Origin of the sequence: Salinisphaera sp. LB1 (assembly GCF_003177035.1) — a bacterium.
Classification (GTDB): Bacteria; Pseudomonadota; Gammaproteobacteria; order Nevskiales; family Salinisphaeraceae; genus Salinisphaera.
Genome location: NZ_CP029488.1, coordinates 2,015,358 through 2,040,628, shown reverse-complemented (window position 1 = coordinate 2,040,628; position 25,271 = coordinate 2,015,358). Strand labels below are relative to the sequence as shown.

Annotated in this window: 21 protein-coding genes and 1 pseudogene; 11 read left to right on the top strand and 11 right to left on the bottom strand. The window is 66.1% G+C overall.

The features are described 5' to 3' along the window. Entirely contained in the window at positions 1 to 423 is a 423-nt protein-coding gene (locus SALB1_RS19495) for a hypothetical protein (protein WP_255414571.1), read from the top strand. A 173-nt stretch (positions 424 to 596) separates the two neighbouring features. Here the strand turns inward: SALB1_RS19495 and SALB1_RS09230 are convergent, their stop codons facing one another. After that, positions 597 to 1,808: an MFS transporter gene (locus SALB1_RS09230; RefSeq protein ID WP_109993596.1), complete on the bottom strand. Its 1,212-nt coding sequence runs from the start codon at positions 1,806 to 1,808 to the stop codon at positions 597 to 599. Then, positions 1,805 to 2,788: a bile acid:sodium symporter family protein gene (locus SALB1_RS09225; protein ID WP_109993595.1), complete on the bottom strand. Its 984-nt coding sequence runs from the start codon at positions 2,786 to 2,788 to the stop codon at positions 1,805 to 1,807. The genes SALB1_RS09230 and SALB1_RS09225 overlap by 4 nt, the downstream gene beginning before the upstream one ends. A 497-nt stretch (positions 2,789 to 3,285) precedes the next feature. On the opposite strand from SALB1_RS09225, the gene SALB1_RS09220 reads away from it, so the two are divergent. Next, the gene (locus SALB1_RS09220) at positions 3,286 to 4,269 is read left to right on the top strand and encodes an IS110 family transposase (RefSeq protein WP_109993594.1); all 984 of its coding nucleotides are present in this window, start codon (positions 3,286 to 3,288) and stop codon (positions 4,267 to 4,269) included. A gap of 119 nt (positions 4,270 to 4,388) precedes the next feature. On the opposite strand, the gene SALB1_RS09215 is transcribed toward SALB1_RS09220, so the two are convergent. After that, entirely contained in the window at positions 4,389 to 5,462 is a 1,074-nt protein-coding gene (locus SALB1_RS09215; protein WP_109993593.1) for an NADH:flavin oxidoreductase/NADH oxidase, read from the bottom strand. A gap of 391 nt (positions 5,463 to 5,853) precedes the next feature. Between SALB1_RS09215 and SALB1_RS09210 the strand changes: the two genes are divergently transcribed. Then, positions 5,854 to 7,122: a sorbosone dehydrogenase family protein gene (locus tag SALB1_RS09210; RefSeq protein WP_109993592.1), complete on the top strand. Its 1,269-nt coding sequence runs from the start codon at positions 5,854 to 5,856 to the stop codon at positions 7,120 to 7,122. A gap of 12 nt (positions 7,123 to 7,134) precedes the next feature. On the opposite strand, the gene SALB1_RS09205 is transcribed toward SALB1_RS09210, so the two are convergent. Next, complete coding sequence (locus SALB1_RS09205) at positions 7,135 to 8,685, bottom strand: NAD(P)/FAD-dependent oxidoreductase (RefSeq protein WP_109995360.1); 1,551 nt, start codon at positions 8,683 to 8,685, stop codon at positions 7,135 to 7,137. Between the two features lie 226 nt (positions 8,686 to 8,911). Here SALB1_RS09205 and fhuF point away from each other — a divergent pair, with 226 nt between their 5' ends. Genes fhuF through SALB1_RS09190 form a run of 3 tightly spaced genes read left to right on the top strand, consistent with a single transcriptional unit; the run spans position 8,912 to position 12,126 of the window. Beyond that, on the top strand, positions 8,912 to 9,700 hold the full coding sequence (fhuF, locus tag SALB1_RS09200; protein WP_109993591.1) for a siderophore-iron reductase FhuF: 789 nt from the start codon (positions 8,912 to 8,914) through the stop codon (positions 9,698 to 9,700). A 9-nt stretch (positions 9,701 to 9,709) separates the two neighbouring features. Then, positions 9,710 to 11,365: a multidrug ABC transporter permease/ATP-binding protein gene (locus tag SALB1_RS09195; protein WP_109993590.1), complete on the top strand. Its 1,656-nt coding sequence runs from the start codon at positions 9,710 to 9,712 to the stop codon at positions 11,363 to 11,365. Further along, positions 11,362 to 12,126 carry a class I SAM-dependent methyltransferase gene (locus SALB1_RS09190; protein ID WP_109993589.1) on the top strand — a complete coding sequence of 255 codons (765 nt, stop codon included), beginning with the start codon at positions 11,362 to 11,364 and terminating at the stop codon, positions 12,124 to 12,126. Before SALB1_RS09195 ends, SALB1_RS09190 begins: the two co-directional genes overlap by 4 nt. Before the next feature lie 9 nt (positions 12,127 to 12,135). Here the strand turns inward: SALB1_RS09190 and fhuB are convergent, their stop codons facing one another. Genes fhuB through SALB1_RS09175 form a run of 3 tightly spaced genes read right to left on the bottom strand, consistent with a single transcriptional unit; the run spans position 12,136 to position 15,820 of the window. Further along, complete coding sequence (fhuB, locus tag SALB1_RS09185; protein ID WP_199678748.1) at positions 12,136 to 14,112, bottom strand: Fe(3+)-hydroxamate ABC transporter permease FhuB; 1,977 nt, start codon at positions 14,110 to 14,112, stop codon at positions 12,136 to 12,138. Beyond that, positions 14,109 to 15,026, bottom strand: a complete 918-nt coding sequence (locus SALB1_RS09180; RefSeq protein WP_109993588.1) for an ABC transporter substrate-binding protein — start codon at positions 15,024 to 15,026, stop codon at positions 14,109 to 14,111. Before SALB1_RS09180 ends, fhuB begins: the two co-directional genes overlap by 4 nt. Positions 15,027 to 15,052: 26 nt before the next feature. Further along, positions 15,053 to 15,820, bottom strand: a complete 768-nt coding sequence (locus SALB1_RS09175) for an ATP-binding cassette domain-containing protein (protein WP_109993587.1) — start codon at positions 15,818 to 15,820, stop codon at positions 15,053 to 15,055. A 156-nt stretch (positions 15,821 to 15,976) separates the two neighbouring features. Here SALB1_RS09175 and SALB1_RS09170 point away from each other — a divergent pair, with 156 nt between their 5' ends. The 5 genes from SALB1_RS09170 (at position 15,977) to SALB1_RS09150 (ending at position 19,985) form a co-directional block, all read left to right on the top strand. Next, the gene (locus tag SALB1_RS09170; RefSeq protein ID WP_109993586.1) at positions 15,977 to 16,219 is read left to right on the top strand and encodes a FeoA family protein; all 243 of its coding nucleotides are present in this window, start codon (positions 15,977 to 15,979) and stop codon (positions 16,217 to 16,219) included. Next, on the top strand, positions 16,216 to 18,063 hold the full coding sequence (locus tag SALB1_RS09165; RefSeq protein ID WP_109993585.1) for a ferrous iron transporter B: 1,848 nt from the start codon (positions 16,216 to 16,218) through the stop codon (positions 18,061 to 18,063). The genes SALB1_RS09170 and SALB1_RS09165 overlap by 4 nt, the downstream gene beginning before the upstream one ends. Continuing rightward, positions 18,060 to 18,341 carry a DUF6587 family protein gene (locus SALB1_RS09160; RefSeq protein WP_109993584.1) on the top strand — a complete coding sequence of 94 codons (282 nt, stop codon included), beginning with the start codon at positions 18,060 to 18,062 and terminating at the stop codon, positions 18,339 to 18,341. Before SALB1_RS09165 ends, SALB1_RS09160 begins: the two co-directional genes overlap by 4 nt. Before the next feature lie 143 nt (positions 18,342 to 18,484). Further along, a complete protein-coding gene (locus tag SALB1_RS09155) occupies positions 18,485 to 18,784 on the top strand; it encodes a rhodanese-like domain-containing protein (RefSeq protein ID WP_158590694.1) in 300 nt (99 codons plus the stop codon). A 154-nt stretch (positions 18,785 to 18,938) separates the two neighbouring features. Continuing rightward, on the top strand, positions 18,939 to 19,985 hold the full coding sequence (locus SALB1_RS09150) for a 3-oxoacyl-ACP synthase III family protein (RefSeq protein ID WP_109993582.1): 1,047 nt from the start codon (positions 18,939 to 18,941) through the stop codon (positions 19,983 to 19,985). Positions 19,986 to 20,041: 56 nt separating this feature from the next. On the opposite strand, the pseudogene SALB1_RS09145 reads toward SALB1_RS09150, so the two are convergent. The 4 genes and pseudogenes from SALB1_RS09145 to SALB1_RS09135 form a co-directional block, all read right to left on the bottom strand. Beyond that, positions 20,042 to 21,673, bottom strand: a pseudogene (locus SALB1_RS09145) (TonB-dependent receptor); the annotation flags it as partial. Next, the gene (locus tag SALB1_RS19185) at positions 21,577 to 22,365 is read right to left on the bottom strand and encodes a TonB-dependent receptor plug domain-containing protein (RefSeq protein WP_199678746.1); all 789 of its coding nucleotides are present in this window, start codon (positions 22,363 to 22,365) and stop codon (positions 21,577 to 21,579) included. The pseudogene SALB1_RS09145 and the gene SALB1_RS19185, both read right to left, overlap by 97 nt. A 208-nt stretch (positions 22,366 to 22,573) precedes the next feature. Continuing rightward, on the bottom strand, positions 22,574 to 24,043 hold the full coding sequence (locus SALB1_RS09140) for a mannitol dehydrogenase family protein (protein WP_109993581.1): 1,470 nt from the start codon (positions 24,041 to 24,043) through the stop codon (positions 22,574 to 22,576). Positions 24,044 to 24,104: 61 nt separating this feature from the next. Continuing rightward, complete coding sequence (locus SALB1_RS09135) at positions 24,105 to 25,214, bottom strand: ABC transporter ATP-binding protein (RefSeq protein ID WP_109993580.1); 1,110 nt, start codon at positions 25,212 to 25,214, stop codon at positions 24,105 to 24,107. Between the last annotated feature and the right edge of the window lie 57 nt (positions 25,215 to 25,271).

The following is a 25,271-nucleotide window of genomic DNA, read 5'->3' as shown; positions in this document are numbered from 1 at the left end:
TTGGCTGAATGGCCCGCTGAACTGGGCGATACGCACCTTGAGCGAATGCGCCAACGCGACGCTGATCGCGTATACGACCAACAGCGACAAGGCGACGCCTACAAAGATGACGGCATACTTGATGCTGATCCTGTTGAGACTGTTCTTCATGAAGATTTCCCGGCCCGGCGGGCCACCGTGATGGATGCGCTTCTCGGGCGCGCCGCAAAGAAAATCGCGCGACAACGGAGCTGGAAAAGCTATCGGCCAAGCGCGATGACTTCTTTAAATTGCCTGCGCTCTACAGCGGTTTTCCCGGGCTTATTCCGGCAGCGACAGTCGACAAAAACACGCTGCGCATCGGGCGACGAGCCTGCACCAGACATTAAAATCACCAATAAAAATGAAAATACCCATTTTTTATTGGATTTCAGCATCTTTTAATCAGCGCATATCATCACGAGCGCGGCTGTCCGCGGCGGCATGTTTCACGGCCAGCCCGGCTCGGCCGAACTGTCTTATGGGGCGGGCCGCGGCGCCGGATAGCGCAAGGGCCAAGCGCGCGCCGAAATCGAGCGCGCAATGCGGCCCGCACCGCTGCGGGCGGCGGCCACGGCTCAGTCGTTGCGCCGCTGCTCGTCGACCGCCAGATGGCGCAGCGGCAGCGTCATCACCACAATCAGCACGCCGACCGCGACATAGCTCGGCCCGTAGCCGACCCAGCGGCCGCACATGAGCCCCAGAATCGGGCCGAGCGCACCGCCCAGATCGGACGACCACTGATACACCGACAGCGCCCGGCCGTGGATGCGCGCCGGCGCGACATCGCCCAGCAGCGTGAGCATGGGAATGGTCAGACCGCCCGCGCCGGCGCCGATAAGCAACAGACCGATGATCGCCAGCGTCAGATTCGTGGCCAGGCCCAGAATAACGAAACCGCTCGCCACGCCCGCCATGGCCGGCAGCAATAACCGGGTCCGTGAGGTCGAGCGATCGAGATAGCGCCCGCAGGCCAGCGACGATGACGCCCGCGCGCCCATCAGCACCGCCATCAACAACCCGGCACTGCCCTGGGCACCCAGACCAAACAGCAGCAAATGCCGGGCATCGACGGCCAGGGCCACGGTGGCCAGCAACACACCGGACACGGCGAAGAACAACAACGCGTTGGCGGCGAAGATGATGCGCAGCGTGCCCAGCGACAGCACCTCGCTCCAGGCCGCCCAGCGCGATGCGCCGGTCGCGCGGGCCGAGCGCCGACGCTCGGCCTGATCCGGCATGACGCAGGCCGCGCCGGCGGCCGCGGCCAGGCTGAGGCCAGTGGCGACCAGAAACGCGGCATTATCCGACACCAAATCGGCCACCAGCCCGCCGATGACGAGCCCGCCGGGAAACCCCAGGCTGATCGCCGTACGCACGCGCGCGGTCATGCCACCGCGGGAGGCGTCTTCGCTGATCGACATGATCGCCGCCAGCACGCCTACCAGCAGCAGCGACGAGCCCAGCCCCCAGATGATGCGGCCGAGCAGAAACCACAGCGCCGGACGGTCAGCCGACAGCGCAATCGCGTAGGCACCGCTGCCGATGGTCTCCAGTAACAGACCGGCAGCCACCGGCCAACGGGCGCCAAAGCGATCCAGCAACGAGCCGGTGGCCGGATTGAACAGCAGCCGTGCAATCCGGTTGGCCGACAGAATCAGGCCGATCATCGCCCCGCTGATGCGGAGCTGTACGCCCACCATCGGCAGGATCGGAAACACCACGCCGCCGCCCACACCGCCAGTGAAGGCGATCGCCGCGATCGCCCAGCTGCGCTGCGTGCGCGTCATCCGCGAACCGGCTGGGCCTCGGGCGCGTATCGGGCCGCTCGCCGCGCGATGGCGGCGCAGGCAATGAGCTGGATCTGATGAAAGATCATCAGTGGCAGCACAATCGCCCCGAGCGCGCCGGACGCGAACAGCACCTTGGCGATCGGGATGCCGCTGGCCAGCGATTTCTTGGAGCCACAGAACAACAGCACCAGGGCGTCTTCACGCGTGAAAAACGCCCGCCCGACACCCCAGGTGACCGCCAGCACGATCGCCAGCAGCGCGGCGTCGGCCAGAAACAGCCAGGCCAGCGCGATCGGCGGGATCTGGTGCCACAGCCCCTGCACCACCGAAGCCGAGAACGCGCCGTACACCACCAGCACGATCGAGCCCTGGTCGACGAACTTAACCACCTTCGGGTGCGCCTTCACCCAGCCGCCGATCCAGCGGCGCGCGAACTGGCCCGCCGCGAACGGCACCACAATCTCGCCCACGATATGCACGACCGCCGACAACGAACCGCCGGCATGGCCGGCCTGGGACAGAAACACCCCGGCCAGCGCCGGGGTCAGGAACACACCCAGAAGATTGGATGCGCTCGCGCTGCAGACCGCGGCCGATACGTTGCCGCCGGCGATCGAAGTAAAGGCGATCGACGACTGCACGGTCGAGGGCAGCAGACAGACGAACAGCACGCCGGCGGCCAGCCCGGGCGTGAGCAGATCGGATAACAGGGGATGGGCCGCCAGACCGATAACCGGGAACAGCACGAAGGTGGCGGCCAGCACACACAGGTGCAGGCGCCAGTTGGAGGCCCCGGCGACAACGGCCTCACGCGAGAGCTTGGCGCCGTGCAGAAAGAACAACAGCGCGATCGCCAATGTGGTGGCGTGCTCGTAAATGGCCGCCGCCCCGCCGCGGATCGGCAGGAACGTGGCGAGCAGAATCGCCCCGATCAACGCGAGGATGAAGTTGTCGGGCAGGAAGCGCGGTCGTGTCATCGCGCTATTCTAGGGCCTGTTGCCGTTTCGTACGAGTCCGCGCCAAGCGCTGTTTTGTGGCAAGACGAGGCGTAGTGCGCGCCGTGCAGTCACTCTGCACAAGCGGGCTACAACGCTGGATTGCCGTCGTGTCGTCAATCGTTGGGCGCTTGTCCCGAAGAGTTGGGCCGCCCATAAAAAATTTACTAGGGGCGCCCGGCGGCGTTGCGAGTCTGGGTCGTGGCACGCCACGATCGGCGACTCGCGCCTTGCCGGACACGATTTGCGGTCTCCAACGCGGCGCTCGTACGAAACGGCAACAGACCCTTGTGTCTTGCCGAAGCTGACTGATTAGCTACCAGTCAGCGGTGCTTGGTCGGGTGAGCATCCACAGACCCTGAAGCTTATAGCTTGCGCGTTAGATCATGCCCCCGACCGATTTTTCATCTCGCAAACGTGAATGGGTTCCAAGTCCCCGCGGGCGCGGTGAGACTGCACGAACAAGGAGAAGGCACGAGATGGCCGTCTACATCGGCATTGACGTCAGTAAACGCAAATTCGACTGTGCTTGGCTGCGGGATCCTGATCGGGTCAAGGTCAAGACCAAGGTCTTTGGCAACGACACCGCGGGGCACGCGGCTGTATTGGACTGGCTGGCGCAGCAGACCGGCACGCCGGCCGATCAAATCCACATCATCATGGAAGCGACCGGGATTTATCACGAAGCCTTGGCTCAGGCGCTTTATGAGGCCGGTCTGGGCGTGTCCGTGATGAACCCCGCGCAGGTCCGGGAGTTTGCCAAAAGCCTGGGAGTGCGCGGCAAGAACGACCGGAAAGACAGCGTCGTTCTGGCCCGCTATGGGGCGGCTCGTCGCCCGCGGCTGTGGCAACCCGAACCTGCGGCGGTGCGTGGACTCAAAGCGCGTCTCGCCCGTCTTGAGGCGCTCGATAAGGATATTCAACGCGAGCGCAATCGCCGGGAAAAGGCCGAGGTCGTTCAGGCCGAAGAGATCATCGCGTCGATCGATACGGTGCTCGACGCGCTACGGGCCGAACGCGATCGGTTGACGCGCGATATTGACGATCATATCGATCGCCATCCCGCGCTGAAAAAAGATCGCGCTTTATTAGAGTCGGTGCCCGGCATTGGCCCCACCGTATCGCGGCGCCTGCTGGCCACACTGCGAAGCCGCGACTTCACCAGTGCCCGCCAAGCCGCGGCCTTCATCGGCGTCATCCCGGTGCCGTGGGATTCGGGGAGTTCGGTCCATGGGCCGCCGCGTCTATCCAAGGCCGGTAATCCTAAACTGCGACAACTGCTCTATATGGCCGCCATCGTCAGCACCAAACACAACCCGGATATCGCGGCCCAGTATCAACGCTTAACAGCACGCGGTAAAAGCGATATGAGCGCCCTCGGCGGCGCCATGCGCAAGCTCGTCCATCTCGCGTATGGCGTGCTTAAGCACCAGACGCCCTATCAACCCCAAGGCGCTACATGAGCCCCTTGGTGCGGAGGCGGCAAGATGGTATCTAACCCCGGCGCGCGGGCTGTGCCGAGAAAAGCCCCGCTCGACTGCATGCGAACGGGGCCGGAGCCACTCGGCGCGATCGACCGACGCTACTTGAAGGCGCGCGCGTACTGCACCGGCGGCACCAGATTATCGTCGCCGTGCAGCTCGGTCGCCGCGCGCAGCGGGAAGTACGGATCGCGCAGCATTTCGCGCGCCAGCAGCACGCAGTCGGCCTGGCCGGAATGCACAATGTGTTCGGCCTGCACCGGGTCGGTGATCATGCCGACCGCGCCGGTCGCCAGGCCGGTCTCGCGTCGCACGCGGGCCGCGAATTCGGTCTGGTAGCCGGGGCCGACCGGAATATTGGCGGCCGGCGTATTGCCGCCGCCGGAGCAATCGAGCACGTCCACGCCCTCGGCCTTGAGCCATGCGGCCAACTGCATGGTCTGCTCGATGTCCCAGCCGCCGTCTTCCCAGTCGCTGGCCGACACCCGATAGAACAGCGGTTTGTCGGCGGGCCAGACGGCGCGTACAGCGCGCACTACTGCCAGCGGGAAACGGCAGCGATTCTCCAGACTGCCGCCATAGTCGTCGGGGCGCTCGTTGGATAGCGGCGAAACGAACTCGTGCAATAGATAACCGTGCGCGCCGTGGATTTCGATCATGTCCATGCCGGCGGCGTCGGCGCGTTTGGCCGCGGCCACGAATGCATCGATCAGTGCGGTCATTTCATCGCTGCTCAGGGCATGCGGCGTCGGCGCATTATCGGAGAACGGAACCGCGCTCGGCGCCACTGTCTGCCACGCCCCTTCCGCGGCGGTCAGCGCCCGGCCACCGTCGATCCACGGCGCGGTGCAGGACGCCTTGCGCCCGGCGTGGGCGAGCTGCACGCCGGCCGCCGCCCCCTGCGCACGGATGAAATCGGCGTTGCGCTTGAACTCGCCGATATGCGCGTCGCTCCAGATCCCGAGATCGCCCGGCGTAATCCGGCCTTCCGGTGTCACCGCCGTGGCTTCCATCATCACCAGCCCGGCACCGCCGACCGCGCGACTGCCGAGATGCACGAAATGCCAGTCGTTCGGATAGCCATCCTCGGCCGAGTACTGGCACATCGGCGACACGAAGATCCGGTTGCGGAAAGTCACGTCGCCAATGGTCCAGGGCTTGAATAGATCGGGCATGCGGCACTCCTGTGGGCGCGACGTATTGCGCGCGTGAATATAGATACCCGCTAGATCGGTGCATCATGCACAGCTTCAAGAGACCGGGCGTGCAATTCTGACTATCGCGACGATTTTTGCCGGGCCGGTGCGGCGTCGGCGGCCGGAATTCGAGCCGTTTCGCACTGACCGCGCAGCTGCGACGCTGTCCGGAATCGCAACCGGCAAAACAAGCGTCGGCGCTTGTGGCCCGCCGCCGCATGCGGCCCCGGCGCTACCCCCGAGACCCCTCCGCGCGGGGCACGGCCCCTGGCAACAGACCCCGATAACGCGCGCCCCTGCGTACTGCTTCGGATAGCGTCCGGGCACCGGGGCTGCTATAAGCGAAAGCGAGCTTACGCCAAACCACGCCATGACTCGTCGACTGAACACAGCGCTGCTCGGCGCGCCACTGCTGATGCTGGTTGTGCCCGGGGCGGCCGCGGCAGCGTGCAAGACGGCCGGCCTCGATCTGCCGCCGCATTTCTGCGCCACGGTTTTCGCAAAGAACGCGCGCCAGCCGCGCCATATCGCGGTGGCGGCCAACGGCACGGTCTACGCCAACGTCAATCACGGTGACGGCAAACACGACCTCCTCGCGCTCATCGATAGCAACAGCGACGGCGTGGCCGACAAACGCCAACTGTTCGGCCGCGGCGGCGCTACCGGGCTGACCCTCCATGATGGCTGGCTGTATGCCGCCTCGGCGACGGGCGTGCGTCGCTATCGACTGGGCCGGGGCGCGATTCCCGACGGCGAGGGCCAGCGCATCGTTACCGGCCTGCCCGATCAGAAGGCCCACAGTGCACGCGGGCTCGCCGTGGACGATACCAACCATCTGTATGTGGCCATCGGCGCGCCATCGAATGCCTGCCAGAAAGACGATCGTCAGCCAGGCTCACCCGGCCAGGACCCCTGCCCGCTGCTCGAAAAACAAGGCGGCATCTGGCGTTTCGCCGCCGACAAGCCCAAGCAAAAATTCAGCGCCAAGGCACGCTATGCCACCGGTATCCGCAATCTGTTCGCGCTGACCTGGGATCGGGCGCGGCACCGCCTGGTCGGCGCCCAGATGGGCCGCGATCAGCTCTCGGCCCTATGGCCGAAGAAATTCTCGACCGAGCAGAACGTGCGGCTCCCGGCGGAGGTTCTGCTCGACATCAAGCAGGGCGATAACTTCGGCTGGCCGTACTGCTATTACGATGGTAAAGCGCATGCGCGCCGCCTGAACCCGGAATACGGCGGCGATGGACACAAGATCGGCCGTTGTGCCGACTATACCGACCCGATCGCGGCCTACCCGGCGCATTGGGCCCCGATGGATGTGGTCTTCTATCAGGCCAAGGCCTTCCCCAAGGCTTATCGCGGCGGCGCGTTCATCGCCTTTCACGGCTCCTGGGATCGCTCACCCGAGCCGCAACAGGGCTTTCGGGTGATCTACCAGCCGTTCGACGGCGACAAGCCGGGCAAACCCTATCGCACCTTCGCCGGCCCGACCGGCTTTACCGGCGAAAAGATCGTGCGCTCGCCGGGCAACGCCGCCCATCGCCCGGCCGGGCTCGCGGTCGGGCCGAAGGGCGCACTCTATGTCAGTGACGATCAGGGCAGCACGATCTACCGGATCACTTACAACGTGCACGACTAGCGATTCGGCCGCTCAGGCCGCGGCGCGGCCCGCGCCTTCGCCCGCCCGCCACATCGGCGCGGACTCGTATTCACCGGGCCGGAACAGCCACAGACGCATGCGGTATTCCCAGTTGAAGCCGGGATACAGCGTTGTGTTCTTTCCGGAATCGGTGAGATACCAGCTGTTGCATCCGGAGGTCCATGAGGTGTGCTGCATGCGCTTCTGGATACCGCGATTGAAGCGGTCCTGCACCGATTTCTTCACCATCAGCCATTTCAGATCGTGGCGCGCCATATGCCCGATCGCCTTGGCGATGTATTCCATCTGCATTTCGGTGAAGGCGAGCACCGAGGTATGGCTCGGCCCGGTGTTCGGGCCCATCAGGAAGAACAGATTGGGGAAACCGGACACGGTGACGCCCTTGTAGGCTTCGGCACCGTCGGCCCAGGCCGCGTTCAGGTCGAGCCCGCCCAGCCCCTTGACCGGGAATGGCGCCGCCCGCGACGGCACCTTGAAGCCGGTCGCGCAGACGATGGCGTCGACCGCGATCTCGCGCCCGTCCTTCGTAATGAGGCTGTTTTCGGTGATCCGGGCCGGGCCGTCGGGAATCAGTTCGGCATTGTCGGCCTGGATCGCCGGATACCAGTCATTGGAAATCAGAATACGCTTGCAGCCGATCGCATAGTCCGGGGTGACGGTCTGGCGCAGGGCCTTGTCGGCCACTTGCTTGCGGATATGGCTCTTGGCCATCTGCTCCGCCTTTTTCTTGAAGAACTTGCGATCGGAAATGATGAACGGCGCGAACAGTTCGCTCATCCAGTAGATGCGATAACGGCGCTTGGCCAGCTTGTAGAACGAATCGCGGTATTCGGCCTGTTCCTTTTCCGGAATCGGCCGGTCGGGCTTGGGCATGATCCAGCTCGGCGTGCGCTGGAATACGGTCATGTGGCCGGCGGTTTTCTGGATCTCCGGCACCACCTGGATGGCCGAGGCGCCCGAACCGATCACGGCCACGCGCTTGCCGGCCAGATCGTAGTCGTCGTCCCACTGGGCGGTGTGCATGAGCTTGCCCTGGAACCGTTCCAGCCCCTCGATCTTGGGATAGGCCGGGTCGGACAGCGCGCCCACCGCCGAGATCACGACGCGTGCCGTCAGTTCCTCGCCCGAGTCGGTGATCGCATGCCAGATGCCGGCGTCTTCATCGAAGCGGGCCTCGCGGATCGCCGTGTTGAAGCGGACGTGGCGATACAAGTCGTATTTCGCGGCCACCCGCTTGATGTAATCGAAGATCTCCGGCTGCTGGCCGAAGGCGCGCGACCAGTTCGGATTCTGCTCGAACGAGAACGAATACAGATGCGAGGCGACATCGCACGCCGCGCCCGGATAATGGTTGTCGCGCCAGGTACCGCCGACCTCGTCCGCGCGCTCGAGGAGGGTGAAGTTCTCGATCCCGGCTTCCTTGAGCTGGATCGCCATGCCCAGGCCCGAGAAGCCGGCGCCGACGATGGCGATATCCATGTCGGTATCGATCCGGCGCGAAGCCAGCGGATTGAGTCGGGCAAGCAGGCGGGTCGCGGCCATGGCGGCCTCCATCGGACGAGTGGCATGAGTGCGGCGCGGCGCGCGCGCGTTCTGACGGGAACATAGCAACGCCCGCCAATTCTGACAAGACGACATGTCAGAATTGGCGGCTCGATGACCAGTGTTGGCGGGAGCGATCACGCCGCCTGGCACGCTTTCCTCGACGAACCGGACACGTTATCGTATCGATAACCATTCGCATTTACGCGGCAGCATCGCAGGCGGCATGTACGCGCGTTTCTTTCCCCACCGGCTCGAATTCGCAGCGAATACGCTCTGTCGCGATGCCGTGCCCGCGGGCGGGCCGGTCATCGCGGGTCGGGCCCTGGTTTGCGGCGCAGCGCTGGATACGGTGCTGCGCCCGTTTGCCGAAGCGCGCGCGATGACCGATCGGCGGGCCGCGGCCAGCGAGTGGTCGAAGTTCTTCTTTGCACGACTGATCATCCCCGTGGTGGTGGTTCAGTGCGCCACCGGCCGCCGGCTCGATCTCGACCCGGCCCGCTGGCGCGTGTCTTGTCGCGAAGACGGCACGATCGCGCACTTCATCTTCGATCACGACCCACTCGGCGCGCCCGCGCCGGGCGACATGAGCGCCCTGATCGACGCCGTCATGACGCCGCTGGCGTCGGCGCTGGCCGCCGATTGCCGGCTGTCGCCCCGCGTGTTCAGCGCCAATGGCGCGGTGTACTACGCGTGGGTGCTCGACCAGCTCACCGAACAACATCGGACCGAACCCGGCGGGCTGGCACCGGCACGCACACTGCTGGATTCGCCCGCGCGGCCCGACGGCGGCCCCAACCCGTTTCATGCCGCATTCAAACCGCTGGCAGCGGGTGCCCACGACGGCGAGGGTGCACCGACCCGCGAATGTCGGCGGCTGTGCTGTGTGCGCGACCTGGATCCATCGCTGCCCCTGTGCGCCAACTGCCCTCGCGCCATCAGTTATCCAGAGGCCGGCGAAGCGAAAGCCGCGCGTACTCTGAAGCAGCCGGGCCGAGCGCCCGGCCACGCCTGAGCCCCGCCCATGGACCTGATTCGCCTGATTGTTCGGGATTACCGCCTGCCCTTTGCCGGCGTACTGCTCGCCAGCCTGGCCCACGCCGCCCTCGGCGTCGGCGTGCTCGCCTACATCAACCAGCGTTTGATCGCGCATCAGGCCGCGACTCTGTCGGCCCTGCCGCAATTCTTCGGCTTGATTGCCGCCCTGCTCGTGATGGCGCTCGTCGCCCAGCTCGGCCTGACCACGCTCGGCCATCATTTCGTCTTCGATCTGCGCTCGCGCCTGGTCAAACGCATTCTCGATACCGATATCGCGCGCCAGGAGGCGATCGGCAGTGCGGCGCTCATCGCCAGCCTGTCGGCGGATATCCGCAACGTCACCATTGCCTTCGTGCGCCTGCCCGAGCTGGTCCAGGGGCTGGTGCTGACCGCGGCGTGCACAGCCTATCTCGGCTGGTTGTCGCTACCGCTGCTGGTCGTCACCGTAATCTGGATCACGGTGACGATGGCCATCGGCAACGGGCTGATCCGGCGCGTCTATGCGCACCTGGCCGAAGTCCGCGAAGCCGAGGACGCGCTGTATCGCGACTACGAGACGGTCATCCACGGCCGCAAGGAACTGGCCCTCAACCGCTCGCGGGCGCGCGATCTGTACAGCCACCGCTATACGCCCGATGCCCGGCGCTACCGACGCCACATCATTCGTGCCGACACCTTTCATCTATCGGCCAGCAACGGGGCCAACATCATGATGCTGGGCGCGATCGGCCTGGTGTTCTTCCTGGCCAATGCGCTCGACTGGGCCAATCCCGCCACCGCCGCGACCTACGCGCTCACCCTGTTGTTCCTGCGTACGCCCATGATCGGCGCGGTGGGCGCATTGCCGACCCTGCTCAATGCCCAGGTCGCGTTCAACAAACTGGCTGCGCTGGATCTCGCCGAGCATCGGCCCGAATTCGAAAGCCGCCGGCCGGACACCGCGTGGCAGCGTATCCGGGTCGAGCACGCCATCTTCGTCCATGCCAACGGCTTCACGATCGGCCCGATCGATTTCACGCTCGAACGCGGGGAACTGGTTTTCATCATCGGCGGCAACGGCTCCGGCAAGACCACCTTCGCCCGGCTGTTGTCCGGGCTGTATACGCCGGCCGGCGGCCGGATCGCCATCGACGACCATCCCGTCGACGCCGACCGGACACGCCTGCGTTCGTTGTTCTCGGCGGTGTTCACTGATTTCCATCTGTTCGAGCGGCTGCTCGGCGCCGATGGCGATGACGCCGACGAGGCTTTCATTCGCCACTGGTGCCAACGCCTGCAGCTCGACGGCAAGCTCTCCCGCGACGGTGCCCGGCTGCTCGATACCCAATTGTCGCAGGGCCAGCGCAAGCGCCTGGCCCTGCTCACCGCCCTGGCCGAACAGCGCGACATCCTGCTGCTGGATGAATGGGCCGCCGATCAGGACCCGGTGTTCCGGCGCGTGTTCTACCACGAGCTGCTGCCGGCCTTGCGCGAGATCGGCCACACGATCGTGGCAATCAGCCACGACGACAGCTATTTCGGCGCCGCGGACCGACTGCTCGAGATGCGCGACGGCCGGCTGATCGAGTTGACCGGCGGCGAGCGCGATGCCGCCAGCCGCGATGCCGTGGCCCGACTCGGCCGCCAGGCACGGCGCGCATGAGCGACAACCCGTTCGCCCGGCCCGGGGCCGCCGCGCGCTATGCCGCCGGGCGGCCGGATTTCCATGCCACCGTGATCGAACGCGCGCGTCGGCACGTGGCGCCGACGGGCCGGCTGGCGCGGGCGCTTGATATCGCCTGCGGCACCGGCCAGTCGACCCGGGCACTGCGCGCGATCGCCGACACCGCGATCAGGCTCGATGCGTCCACGGCCATGCTGCGTGAAGCCGACGATACCGCCGGCGCGCATTATGTCGCGGCCGCGGCCGAAGCCCTGCCCTTCGCGGCCGACAGCTTCGATCTCGTTAGCGTGGCGCTTGCCCTGCACTGGTTCGACCGCCGGCGTTTCCTCGCCGCAGTCGGGCGCGTCCTGCGGCCGGGCGGCTGGCTGATCGTCTACGATTGCGGCTTTCGCGGCGAAATGATCGGCCAGCGCCGTTTTCGCGACTGGGCACAGGCTTATTACGCCCGCTATCCAGGTCCGCCCCGCGCCGGTGGCGGCATTAGCGTCAAACAGGCCGCCCGCGCCGGGCTGGTCGTGCACCATGACGAAACCCATGCCACCGATATCGTCATGACCCGCGATGCCTTCGTGGCCTATCTGACGAGCCAGAGCAACGCCATCGCCGCGGCCGATCGCGCCGGCGGCGCGTTCGCGGCGATCGAACAATGGATCCGTGATTCGGTCGATCATTTCTTCGCCGATGGCCCGCAGACCCTGCGTTTCGGCGGCACAATCGAGTATTTGCGCAAGCGCGACTGAAACCCGTCATCAGATCCGCCGTAGCCGCCACATGAAATAGCTGCCACCGATCAGCGTGGCCACCAGCCCGGCCGGAATCTCCACCGGGAACAGGATCTCCCGGCCCACCCAGTCGGCCGCGATCATCAACAGGGCGCCGAAGACCATCGCCCCCGCCATATGCGTTCGCGCTCGGGCCAGGCCTGCCATGCGGGCCAGATGCGGCGCCAGCAGGCCAACGAACGACAGCGGGCCGACCACCAGCGTGGCCGCGGCGGTCAGCACCGCCACCAGCCCCAGCAGCACCAGCCGGCTGACGGTGACGTTGATCCCCAGCGCGCGCGCGACCGACGCGCCGAGCGGCAGCAGATCGAGCCAGCGCGCCAGCGGCCAGGCCAGCGCGACGAGCACCAGGCCGACCGCCGAAATCAGTCCCGCCGTGCCCATGTCGACGTAATAGGTCGAGCCGGAGATCCAGGCCAGCATCGACTGGCTGCGCGGATCGTTGCCGGCGAGCACGATGCGCTGGATCGCATCGAAGGCGAACATTACCGCAATGCCGGTCAGCAAAAGCTGTTCCGGCTCGAAGCCCGCGCGGGCGTTGATCGCGATCAGCAGGGCCAGCGTCGCCAGCGCGCCGAGCGTGCCGGCCCCGAGCAGGGCCAGCGTGCCCGCAGCCGGCGCGAACCAGATCAATGCCAGCAGGCCCATGCCGGTGCCGGCGCTCACGCCGAGCACCTCGGGACTCGCCATGGGATTGCCCGACACGCGCTGGATGATCGTACCCGCCAGAGCCAGCAGCATGCCGGCCATGCCGGCCGCGAGCACGCGCGGCGCGCGCCAGGCGCCGGTTTCCGACCAGGGCAGCGCGAATGGCGCATTCCAACCATGCAGGCCGCGCCCGGCCAGCAGCGCGATGACTGCCATCGCGGCCAGGGCGATCGCGCGCAGCCCGATCAAGCGCCACGGCGCCGCTCGCCGCGGGGCCGGGGGCGCGACGCTCGGGCGGGGCGCGCTGCGGCCGGCCGACAGGCGCGGCACCAGCCATAGCAGCAGGGGCGCACCCAGCGCCGCGGTGGTGGCCCCGGTGGGGATCAGCGATGCGTTGCTGCCGGCAATGAGCTGCAGCAACAGATCGGTGGCGGCCAACAGCAGCGCGCCGAAGACCGGTGCCCAGAACAGGCGTGCCCCCAGCGTCCGCGCCCCGACCAGGCGCACGATCGCCGGCGCGGCCAGCCCCACGAAACCGATCACGCCCAGCGCCGATACAATGCTGGCGGTGATGAACACGGCGAGCCCGAGGCTGGCCAGACGCAGCCATGGCAACGAAACGCCGAGATTGCGGGCATTCACCTCGTCGAGATCGAGCACCGCGAGCGCCCGCACGAGCACACCGGCGCCCGCCGCCGCCAGCGCCAGCCGCGGCGCGAGATGCAACGCATCCTGCCAGTTGTTCTGGGCCAGCGAGCCCGCCCCCCAGATCATCAGCCCATGCAGTTTGTCCTGGTTGAACAAAATGAGCGCGAGGGAAACCGCGCCGAGATACAGGTTGACCACCAGCCCGGCCAGTACCAGCACCGCGGGCGCGAGCCCGCGCCGCCAGGCCAGCGCGAACACCAGCGCCACCGCCAGCGCGCCCCCCACGAACGCGATCGCAGCGCGGCCGTAGGTCAGCAACCCCGGCGCGAACAGCGTCGCCACCAGCAGCAGTACCTGGGCCCCGCTGGCCACGCCCAGCGTGGTCGGCGCCGCCAGCGGATTGCGCAGCGTCTGCTGCATGAGCACGCCGGCCAGCGCCAGCCCTGCGCCACCGATCAGCGCCACCGTCAATCGCGGCAGCCAGCTGTCGTGCACCAGAATCTGGGTAATGTCGTCGGGATTCGGATGCACGAATCCGCCCGCCCAGTCGCTGCCGGCCACCGCGTGCAGCGCGGCCATGGCCGGGCCGGCCACGATCAGGGCCGCGCCCCCGCACAGACGAGCCGGGGTCATCGTCAGCACTTTCATGACGCCGCGTCTTGCGCTTGCGGCCAGCCCGGCCCCGTCGCCGATGCCGCGCGCAACGCGGCGGACACCCGCCGTGCGAAGCGGCTCGCCGACGGCAGCCCACCGAAACTCCAGACGCCCGGGATATACACCACAGGCGCATTGCGCACCACGGGCAGACGCTGCCAGAGCCGGCTGGCGGCGATCTTGTCGGCCACCCCGACCGGAACCGGGCCCACCACCACGACCCGGCCGGTCTGGATGGCGGCCAGACGCGACAACGGCACCTCGGCCACGCCCCAGCGGGTGGTTGCGCCCCGCCAGGCGTTGGCCAGCCCCATGCGCTGCATCGTCGCCTGGATCAGGCTGCGCTGGCCGAACACCCGCACGTGCCGGGCATCCGAGAACTGGACCACCAGCAGCGGCGCGGTAGCGGCGGGCAGGCGTGCGGCCGCCTGGTGGATGTGCTGCTCGGTGCGCCGGATCAGGGCCCGTGCGGCATCCGGCCGATGCGCGATTCGCCCCAGTTTTTTCACCGCGGCCAGCGTGTTGTGCCACACGTCGCCGGGCCGGAAGTACACATCCACGGTGCTCACCGGCGCCACCTGTTCGAGCTTCGATTCGATCGCGGCATACAACTTCGTGATGAGAACCCGGTCCGGGTCGAGCTGCGCCAACAGTTCGAGATTGGGCTGCCCGCGCAGGCCCAGGTTGCGCGTGGCCGGGGGCAGGGCCGGGGCGCCCACCCAGGTGGCGTACCCGGCGGTCTGGCCCACCGCGATCGGCGGCACGCCCATGGCGGTCAGATTCTGGGCGATGCCCCAGTCGAGGGTCGCCAGTCGCGGCGCGGCGCTCGCGTCAGCCGCGGTGGCGGTCGTCGCCATGCCGATGGCGAACAGGCCAGCGAGCGCAAGGCGCGCGCCCACCGCCGCCATCCGCCGGACGCCGGACAGCCCGGACCTCACTGAACGACGGCGATCGGGTGGTGGTCGGTCGGATGGGGCATCACGCGCATGCGGATGCCGTAGATGGCCTCGAGCGTGGCGTCGTTCATGAGCTCGGCCGGCGCGCCCTGGGCCAGCAGGCGGCCGTCGCGCAGGGCCACCAGCTGATCGCAATAGCGCGAGACCATGTTCACGTCATGCAGCACGATGATCACGCCGACGCCCAGATCGCGGCAGAGTCTGCGGATCAGCGACAGCGTGTCGACCTGATGCGCGATATCCAGCGCCGACAGCGGCTCGTCCAGCAACAGGAAACGACTGCCCTGGGCCAGCAGCATGGCCAGCCACACCCGCTGGCGCTCGCCGCCCGACAGGGTATCGACCATGCGATCGGCGAATTCGGCGGTATCGGTCATGGCCATGGCGCGCTCGATCTGGGCCTGGTCGTTCGGCGACAGGCGGCCCAGCAAGCCGTGCCACGGATAGCGTCCGAAGGCGACCAGCTCGCGCACCGTGAGGCTCGCCGCGCTCGGCAGCTGCTGCGGCAGATAAGCCACGTTGCGGGCGAATTCGCGCTGGCCCCAGCTATCGACGGCGCGGCCGTTAAGGCATATCTCGCCGCAGCTGGCGCACTGCTGGCGCGCCAGCAGCTTGAGCAGCGTCGACTTGCCGGAGCCATTGTGCCCGATCAGTCCATAGACCCGGCCCTCGTCGAAGCGCAGGCCCGATGCCTCCAACAGGCAGCGCCCTCCGACCTCGAACCGGCAGGAATTGACTTCGAACATCGGCTTCTCCGACTACGCGCTTGGCCCGCGTCGTGATTGGACGGCCGGAGAATAATCTAAATACGAATGATTATCAATGACGCGTATTGCATCGTAACGGTCACCGCGCGCACGATATCGCTTATACTGTAAATGGTTCTCAGTTAAACTACGTCCGTGCAGCTCACCGAACTCGCCAAGAATCGCCCGGCGCGCGTGGCCGCCATTCGCGACGCGCGCGGCGATGACCCGATCGCACAACGCTTGCGCGATCTGGGTTTCATCCCCGGCGAGCCGGTGCTGATCGTGGCGCGCGCGCCTTTTGGTGGCGACCCCCTGCTGGTGCGCATCGGCGGTACCCGCTTTGCACTACGCCGCATCGAGGCCGCCCGTATCACCGTCGAGCCCGACTCTCCATGACTACCGCCGTCGCCCGCATCGCCATGGTCGGCAACCCCAACTGTGGCAAAACCGCCCTGTTCAACCGTCTGACCGGTAGCCGGCAGAAGGTGGCCAACTACGCCGGCGTCACGGTGGAGCGCAAGAGCGGACGCATGACCACCGAAGCCGGCCGCGAATTCGATGTGCTGGATCTGCCCGGCGCCTACAGCCTCGCGGCGGCCAGCCCCGACGAGGCGATCACGGCGTCGATCTGCGCCGGCACGCATGCCAGCGAGGCCGCACCCGATGTGATCGTGTGCGTGGCCGACGCGACCAACCTGCGGCTGCATCTGCGTTTCGTGCTGGAAGTCGCGCGCCTCGGCCGGCCCATGATCGTGGCCTTGAACATGATGGACGCGGCCCGCCGGCGCGGCATCGAGATCGATACCGAGCGCCTGGCCGCCGAACTGGGAGTGCCGGTGATCGAGACCGTGGCCGTGCATCGCGAGGGCGCGGCCGCCCTGATCGCGCATCTGGACGGCGCACCGCCCGCCCCGCCGGCGCCGCGCATCGAGCATGCCGATATCCACACCGCCGCGCGCGTGTTGATGGATGCCACGGTTCGGCTGGCCCGGAGCGGGCCCACGATCGAGGACCGGATCGATGCCTGGACGCTGCATCCGGTGGCCGGCCCCGCCATCCTCGGGATATTGATGTTCCTGATCTTCCAGGCCGTGTTCTCGTGGGCCACCCCCCTCATGGATGCGATCGATGCGGGCGTGACCGGCATCGGCGGCGCTGTGGCGAGCCTGTTACCGGCCCATTCGGCTCTGCACAGCCTGGTCGCCGACGGCATCGTGGCCGGCGTCGGCGGTGTCCTGGTGTTCCTGCCGCAGATCCTGATCCTGTTTCTGTTCATCCTCATGCTCGAGGAATCCGGCTATCTGCCGCGGGCCGCTTTTCTGCTGGACCGGCTGATGTTCAAGGTGGGGCTGACCGGCCGCGCCTTCATCCCGCTGCTGTCGAGCTTTGCCTGTGCCATCCCCGGCATCATGGCCACACGCAGCATGGCCGACTCGCGCGACCGGCTGGCCACGATTCTGGTCGCGCCGTTGATGACCTGTTCGGCCCGCCTGCCGGTCTACACGCTGCTGATCGCGGCCTTCATCCCGCATCGCAGCGTGCTCGGCCTGTTCAACCTGCAGGGCATCGTGCTGTTCGGCCTGTACGTGTTCGGCATCGTCGGCGCGATGGTCGTGGCGTTTGTGATGAAGCATGTCCGGCGCGACAGCTCGGACCATGCGCTGCTGATGGAACTGCCTGCCTACCGAATGCCCAACCCGCGGGATGTCGCGCTCGGCCTGTGGCAGCGCGCGCGGATCTTTCTCAAGCGGGTCGGCGGCATCATCTTCACGGTGACCGTGCTGCTGTGGTTCCTGGCCAGTTTCCCGCAGCCGCCGGCCGGCGCGACCGGCCCGGCAATCGAATACAGTGTGGTCGGGTTCATCGGCCATTACCTGCACTACCTGCTCGCGCCGCTCGGCTTCAACTGGCAGATCTGTGTGGCGCTGGTGCCCGGCATGGCCGCCCGTGAGGTCGCGGTCTCGGCGCTGGGCACGGTGTATTCGATGTCGGGCAACACCGCCGGCATCAGCCATCAGCTCGGCGCGCTGATCGGCCAGCAGTGGTCGCTGGCCACGGCGTTATCGCTTCTGGCGTGGTATGTGTTCGCCCCGCAATGCATTTCGACGCTGGCCGTGATGCGGCGCGAAACCAATTCCTGGCGTGTGGTGTTCATTGCCCTGGGCTATCTGTTCGGCCTTGCGTATCTGGCGTCGCTGGCGACCTATCAGATCGCGGTGGCCCTGGGCGGTGGCCTATGAGTGCGTTCGCGATCATTCAGGCGCTGCTGCTGGCGCTGGTGGGCGGCTTCTGTTTGCTGCAGGTCGCCCACCGGTTCGCGCCCCGGGCCACCCATCGGCTGCGCATGATCGCGGCCTACCATGTGGCGCCAAAGCCGGACGCCGCCGGCTGGCGGCAGGCGATCGCCCGCCGCCTGACGCCGGGCCTCCGGGCGCAAAGCAGTGGCTGCGACACCGGCGGCTGCACTGCCTGCAGTGGCTGTGATCTCAAGGCCCGCCTGACACGCTCGGAACGCTAATCAACCCCAGGCGACCGGTATGGCACCGTGGGGGTAGACTGGACCTCCGGATGCTGCGCCGGGCCGCGAGGCCTGGGCGGACCTTGATTCCGGCCCCTCACGACACCAATTATGCGCAATCGGAACCAATTGGAGATTGCGACATGATCGATCATCACGAAGCGCGTGCGGCACAGCAGGACGGCGCCGCCCTCATCGATGTGCGCGAGCGGGACGAATGGGAGTCCGGTCATGTCGCCGGGGCGCTGTTTTATCCGGTCACGCGGATATCGAGCGACCCCGACGTGGATGTGGACCCGGATACGCCGATTGTGACCTACTGCAAGGCCGGCGCCCGCGCCGAACGGGCTGCCGACGTGCTTCGTGCGGCCGGCTACACTGATGTGCGCGCGATGCGGGGCGGTTTCGCCGACTGGGCTGCCGCAGGATACCCGACGGAATAGGCTCGCCCGGCCCAGGCGTTGACGTCGCACGCGTTCACCCGGATATTGTGCGACTCTAACGGGTCGAACCTACTGCGCTCGGGCGGCCCGATTCTCGCCGGCGGCCGATCGTGTGACCGACCGCTCCACCCGTTCATGCGCAAAGCGAGGTCCGATGCCTGCTGTCATTGACGCCATCGAATACATGCTGCCGGCGCGCACGGAATCGATCGAGGAGATCGCCGCGCGCTTCCCTAACTGGCCGCTGGAACGTATCGCCGAAAAAACCGGGATTCGTGCCCGGCACGTGGCCAGCGAGGACGAGTGTGCCTCGGATTTCGGCGTGGTGGCCGCCGAGCGCCTGTTCGACAAGACCGGGATCGACCGCGCCGAGGTCGACTACCTGATTTTCACCACCCAGACGCCGGACTATCTGGCGCCGACCACAGCCTGTCTGGTCCAGCAACGTCTGGGGCTCAGTCAACACATCGGAGCACTCGACATCAACCTGGGCTGTTCGGGTTATATCTATGCGCTGGGCGTGGCCAAGGCGTTGATCGAGTCGGGACAGGCGAAACGGCTGTTGCTGATCACCGCCGATACCTACAGCAAGTTCGTGCATCCGGGCGACAAGAGCGTGCGCGCACTGTTCGGCGACGCGGCGGCCGCCACCCTGCTCTCCGACCGTGCGGCCGAGGGCAATCCCAAGATCGGGCCCTTCGTCTATGGCACCGATGGCTCGGGCGCCAACGATCTGATCGTGCCGACCAGCGCCATGCGCCGCCGCGCCGCGCATAATCCGGCCGAGGAATACACCGACCGCCACGGCAACGTGCGCTCCGACCACAACATCTTCATGAACGGCCGTGCGGTGGTCGAATTCACACTGCGCGAAGTGCCCAGGGCCGTCCACGAGACCTGCGAGAAAGCGGGGATTACGCTGGATGACGTCGATGCGGTCGTACCGCATCAGGCCAGCGCCATGGTGCTCGACGGCATCCGCTCACGGCTTAAGCTGCCGAAAGAGAAATTCGTGGTCTGCATGGAGGACATCGGCAACACGGTCTCCTGCAGCGTGCCGATCGCCTTGAAACGCGCGGTGCTGTCCGGCCAGATTGGCTCGGGTGCGCTGGTCCTGCTGGTCGGCTTCGGTGTCGGGCTGTCCTGGGGCGCCACACTCGTGCGGCTGCCATCGGATTTTCTGCTGAGCGAACAGGACTGAGCGCCGGGCGTTTTTCCATCGGCCCAGGCCGGCCTCGCTGCCGGCTTGGGGATGCGTCAGTCGAAATGGAAGGTCGCCGATAGCTTGAAGGTGCGCGGGTCGCCCTGAGTGAGATAGTTCGTGCTCGCGATACGACGCACCGAGGACCAATAATCGCTATTGGCGACATTCTTGACGTTCGCTCGCCAGACAACCTGCCGCCCCTCGTCGCCCCATGGCATGTTGTAGCGCAGACCGAGATCCACGCGCGTCCACGCATCGACCTTGAGATCGTTGGCCTGATCGGCATACTGCGACCCGGTTCGGATCACGCGGGCATTGGCGTGCCAGTGCGGCGCGCTCGGCAATTGCCATTCGCCGGACAGCGCCAGGCGATAATTCGGCACACCGACCGCATCGTTACCGTTGAACCGATCGCCCGGGGTCTGCGTGAGTTCCGGGTCCACATAGGTCGCGCTGGCCAATAGCTTGAGGCGCCGGGTCGGCTGGCCGTGAATATTGAGTTCGAGCCCACGATTCCGCTGCTCGCCGAAGTAACCGTACTGCCGGGTGTTCGGATCGAGATAAGCGTTGGGCTTTTTGATCTCGTAGGCCGCCAGACTGCCGCCGATCCGCCCGAAATCCAGCTTGGCGCCGACTTCGTTCTGCCTGGCATGCACAATACCCAGCGTCTGACCCGGGTTCTGGGCCGTGGCCGGGGCGGTATCGCCCGGCTGCAGGGCCTCGATATGGTTGGCATACAACGACAGCCAGGCGGTCGGCTTGTAAACCACCCCGTAGACCGGCGAGACGCGATGCCCCGTGATCGGCTCACCGCTGACCTGACCGGCGTCGTTGTAGTCGTAGTTCCGGATCGACAGGCTTTGGTAACGCGCGCCGACGGTGACCCGCACCCGATCATCGAAAAAACCGGCCGTATCGGACAGGGCCCAGCCATTGGCATGCGTGCGACTGATAACGTTCGGATCGCTTAGGTCGCCCGCACTGCCGGTGGTCGGCAAACTGTCGATAGTGGCTGGCTGGTAGAGATTAGTATCGACACTGCCCGAGTAGCTGTAGGCGCTGTCGGCACGCTGGTAATAGCCCGAATACCCCAAATTCACGTCGTGGCGGATCGGGCCGGTATCGAAATGGCCACGAACGTCGGCCTGGCCGGTATAGGCCTGCGACTCGCGTACGACCGTCAGGCGCGACACGGTCGCGTCGCCGACCCGGTAGCCCGTGCTGTCGGGGCGGCTGAGGATCGGCTGGCCGTAGTCTCCGGACTCGTCGCTGTGGTTGCCGCCGAAGGCCGCGTAGGCTGTCCAGTGATCGCTGATATCGAACGCACCGCTGAGCATGCCGAACTCGGACTTCAACGCCGTGTTGGCGAATTCGGGCCAATAGTTCGTCTCGGCATCCGGCGCGGCGGGAATCGACGTGGCGTCGCCGACCCGCACGGTCGAACGGCCATGGTTAATGTGCTGGCGCTGATAGCCGAAATCGAGTGCGACATGACCGCGGTCACCCCGGTAATCCAGTGCGACCGCGGCGGAGGTATCGTGGGCGTTCTCGTCGTTGATGGCGGTATCGCCGCTCTCGTGCTGGACGTTCAGCCGCGCGCCGTACTGGTCTTTGCGGCCGTACCGGCGCCCGACGTCCGGCGACTGCTCGAACTGCTGATCGGAGGCATAACCCAACCGCAGACGCGTGACCGGCTGATCGGTCGCCCGTTTGGGCTCGAGATTGACCGCGCCGCCGACACCCGAGCCCCGGGGCCGACACCGTTGGCGAAGGCATTGGCCCCCTTGAAGAGTTCGACCCGATTGACGTAGTTCGTCTGCACGATCTGGCGTGGCAGCACGCCGTACAGGCCGCCGAACGAGACATCGTCACCATCGAAGTTGAAACCGCGAATCTGGAAGGTCTGGGCGAAGTTGCCGAAGCCGTTCGAACTCTGCACCGCGGCATCATTCTCCAGTACGCCGGCAAGCGTACCGTCCTGCTGATTATCGATCAGTTGCGAGGTGAAGCTGACGACCGAGAACGGCACATTGGCCGCCTCCTTTTCCCCCAACACCCCGATACGGCCGCCCGTGGCGATCTGGCCGCCGGCATAGGCCGGCGGGACACGATCGCCGCCGGCAACCTGACCTTGCACATGGACCGTGCCGAGCTGCGTCGTCGGACCGCTCGCTACGGTGCTCGCCGCGGCACTTGCCGGCGCGCCGGGTTCAACCGGTGCGGGCGGGGCAGGCGTGTTCGCGCGATTGTTGGGGTCCGCGTTCGACAGCGCGGCCCAGGCAGGCAGCCAAGCCACTCCCAAACAGACGCCGAAAATCGTCCCTATCCGTCGAAAACGCCCGACGGATGTGCCGACGCTGCCCCGTGCCTCGCTCATTCCCTGTCCTCGTCATGTCGGCTGGAAACACCGGCCGATCGGCATACCCGGGCCTGGGGCCGGTGCCAGTCAAACTCGAGGCGGAACTGTAATGATAATCGTTCTCATTTGCAAAAAGCGTGCGAAGCACATGCCCTGCCCGGGGCCGAAAAAAGCGCCGGCCGTTGTGCACGGGCCGGCGCCGGTCATGCGTGGCGGCGCTGGCGGCTTACTTCAGGGCTTCGAGCGCCGCGCGTGCGCCGTGCTCATGTAGCCGTGCCAGGGTTTGCGTATAGGCCGCAACGAAGCGTTCGTCGTCGATCAGATCGCCGAACAATTCGCGGTTTTCGATGAACGCGGTCGGGTTGTCGCGATTGTGCTGCGCGATGGCCTTGAGTTCATCGGCCAGGCGATCGACGATCTCGATCGGCTCGCCGGCCTCGTCGATGCCCTCGGCATAACGCGCCCAGCTCGCCACGACAGCGGCGGAACGCTTGATCTCACCGCCTGCAGCGAGCTGTTCGCGAATCACCGGCAGCAGCCATTTCGGGATGCGATCCGACGACTCGGCGCACAGCCGGGCCAGCGTGTCGCGAATCTCGGGGTTGGAAAAGCGCTCGATGAGCGTGCGCTTGTAGTCTTCGAGATCCACGCCCGGCACCGGCGAGAGCGTCGGCTGACCCTCGCGGGTCATGTAGTCCATCAGGAAATCGGCGAACAGCGGGTCCTGGCAGACCTCATGCGCATAACGATAGCCGGCCAGATAGCCGAAATAGGTCAGCGCCTGGTGGCTGGCGTTGAGCAGGCGCAGCTTCATCAGCTCATAGGGCATGACGTCGTCGACGATCTGCACCCCCACGTCTTCATAGGGCGGGCGCCCCAGGTTGAAGTGGTCTTCCAGCACCCACTGCGTGAACGGCTCGCAGACCACGGGCCAGCCGTCCTCGATGCCGAATCGCTCGCGCACCTCGGCCCGGTCGGCATCGGTGGTAACCGGGGTGATACGATCGACCATCGAGTTCGGGAAATGCACGTGGCGGGCGATCCAGGCGCCGAGTTCGGCGTCCTTGGCCTCAGCATAAGCGGTGAACATCTTCTTGGCGACGTCGCCATTGCCCTGGATGTTGTCGCAGGACATCAGCGTGAACGGCGTGATGCCGCGCTCGCGCCGGCGGCGCAGGGCTTCGGTGACGAGGCCGAAGGTGGTCTTTGGCGTGGCGCCGTCCGTCAGATCGTGCTTGACATCCGGATTGTCGAAATTGAATTCGCCGGTCACGTGATGGAAGTTGTAGCCGCCTTCAGTGACGGTCAGCGAGACAATGCGCGTGGTCTCGGCGGCCATGGTCTCGATCACGGCCTCGGGATCGTCGGGCGCGAACTTGTAATCCACGATCGAACCGATGATACGCGGCTCGTAGGTACCGTCGGCATGCTTCAGGACCAATGTGTACAGCCCGTCCTGGGCGGCCATGACATCGGCCATCTTCTTGTCGCCGGCCAGTACGCCGACGCCGCAGATGCCCCAGTCCAGCGCCTTGCCCTCGTTCATCAGCGCATCGAGATACATCGCCTGATGCGCGCGGTGGAAACCACCGACGCCAAAATGCACGATGCCGGTGGCGACCTGGCTGCGGTCATAGTGCGGCTTGGGTATGGAGGCGTCGATCGCGGCGAGCGTGGCGTTGTTCAATACAGACATGACAGTCTCCCGGTGCGGCGCACCCTCCCCCGCTGGCGCGCCGGCTCCGTAGTCGTTTGGATTAATGGCCTTCGGCAACACCGGAATCGATGCCGATCAACGCGGCCTCGGATTCCGGATCGAACAGGTACAACTTGTCGGCCGCGCAGGTGAGCGTGACCTCGTCGCCCATGGCCACCTGCTGGTGCGGTTCGATCTGGGCAGTGAGCGTGCTCTCGCCCACCTTCACCTGGATCATGGTGAGCGAACCCAGTGGCTCGACTACTTCGACGCTGCCGGACAACCGGCATTGCGACGTATCGGCGGTGGCGAGATGCAGATGTTCCGGTCGGATGCCAACGCGCACGCGGGAGCGATCGCCAGCGGCGTCGCCACGAGCGTCGTCGAGTGTGAACTCGAAGCCGTTGCCGGTAGCCCGGTTCTCAGCAATCTCGGCATCGAGGAAATTCATCGACGGCGTGCCGATGAAACCGGCCACGAACTCGTTCGACGGGCGCTGGTAGAGATTGTTGGGGCTGTCGATCTGCTGGACGATGCCGTCCTTCATCACTGCGATGCGCTGGCCCATGGTCATGGCTTCGACCTGGTCATGGGTGACGTAGAAGGTGGTGACCCCCAGCTTACGGTGCAGTTTGACGATCTCGGCGCGCATGTCGACGCGCAGCTTGGCGTCGAGGTTGGACAACGGCTCGTCCATCAAAAACACCTGCGGCTGGCGCACGATGGCCCGCCCCAGCGCCACACGCTGGCGCTGGCCGCCGGACAGTGCTCGGGGTTTGCGATCCAGCAGGGGCTCGATGCCGAGCACGGCGGCGGCTTCATCCACCCGTTTCTTGATGTCGGCCTTGTCGTATTTCTTGAGCTTGAGGGAGAAGGCCATGTTGTCGCGCACGGTCATGTGCGGATACAGGGCATAGCTCTGGAACACCATGGCGATGTCGCGATCCTTGGGCGCCACGCCGGTGACATCGCGATCGCCGATCTTGATTTCGCCTTCGGTGTGCTCCTCCAGCCCGGCGATCATGCGCATGGTCGTGGTCTTGCCACAGCCCGATGGGCCGACCAGCACCACGAATTCGCCGTCTTCGGTGACGAGGTTGAAGTCCTTCACCGCCAGGTCGTCCGAGCCCGGATAGCGCTTGCCGACGTTGTTGAGTTCTACGACTGCCATTGCCTTATTCCTTGATCCAATGCATCAAACGCCGGGCGGTCCACACGGCTGCAACGT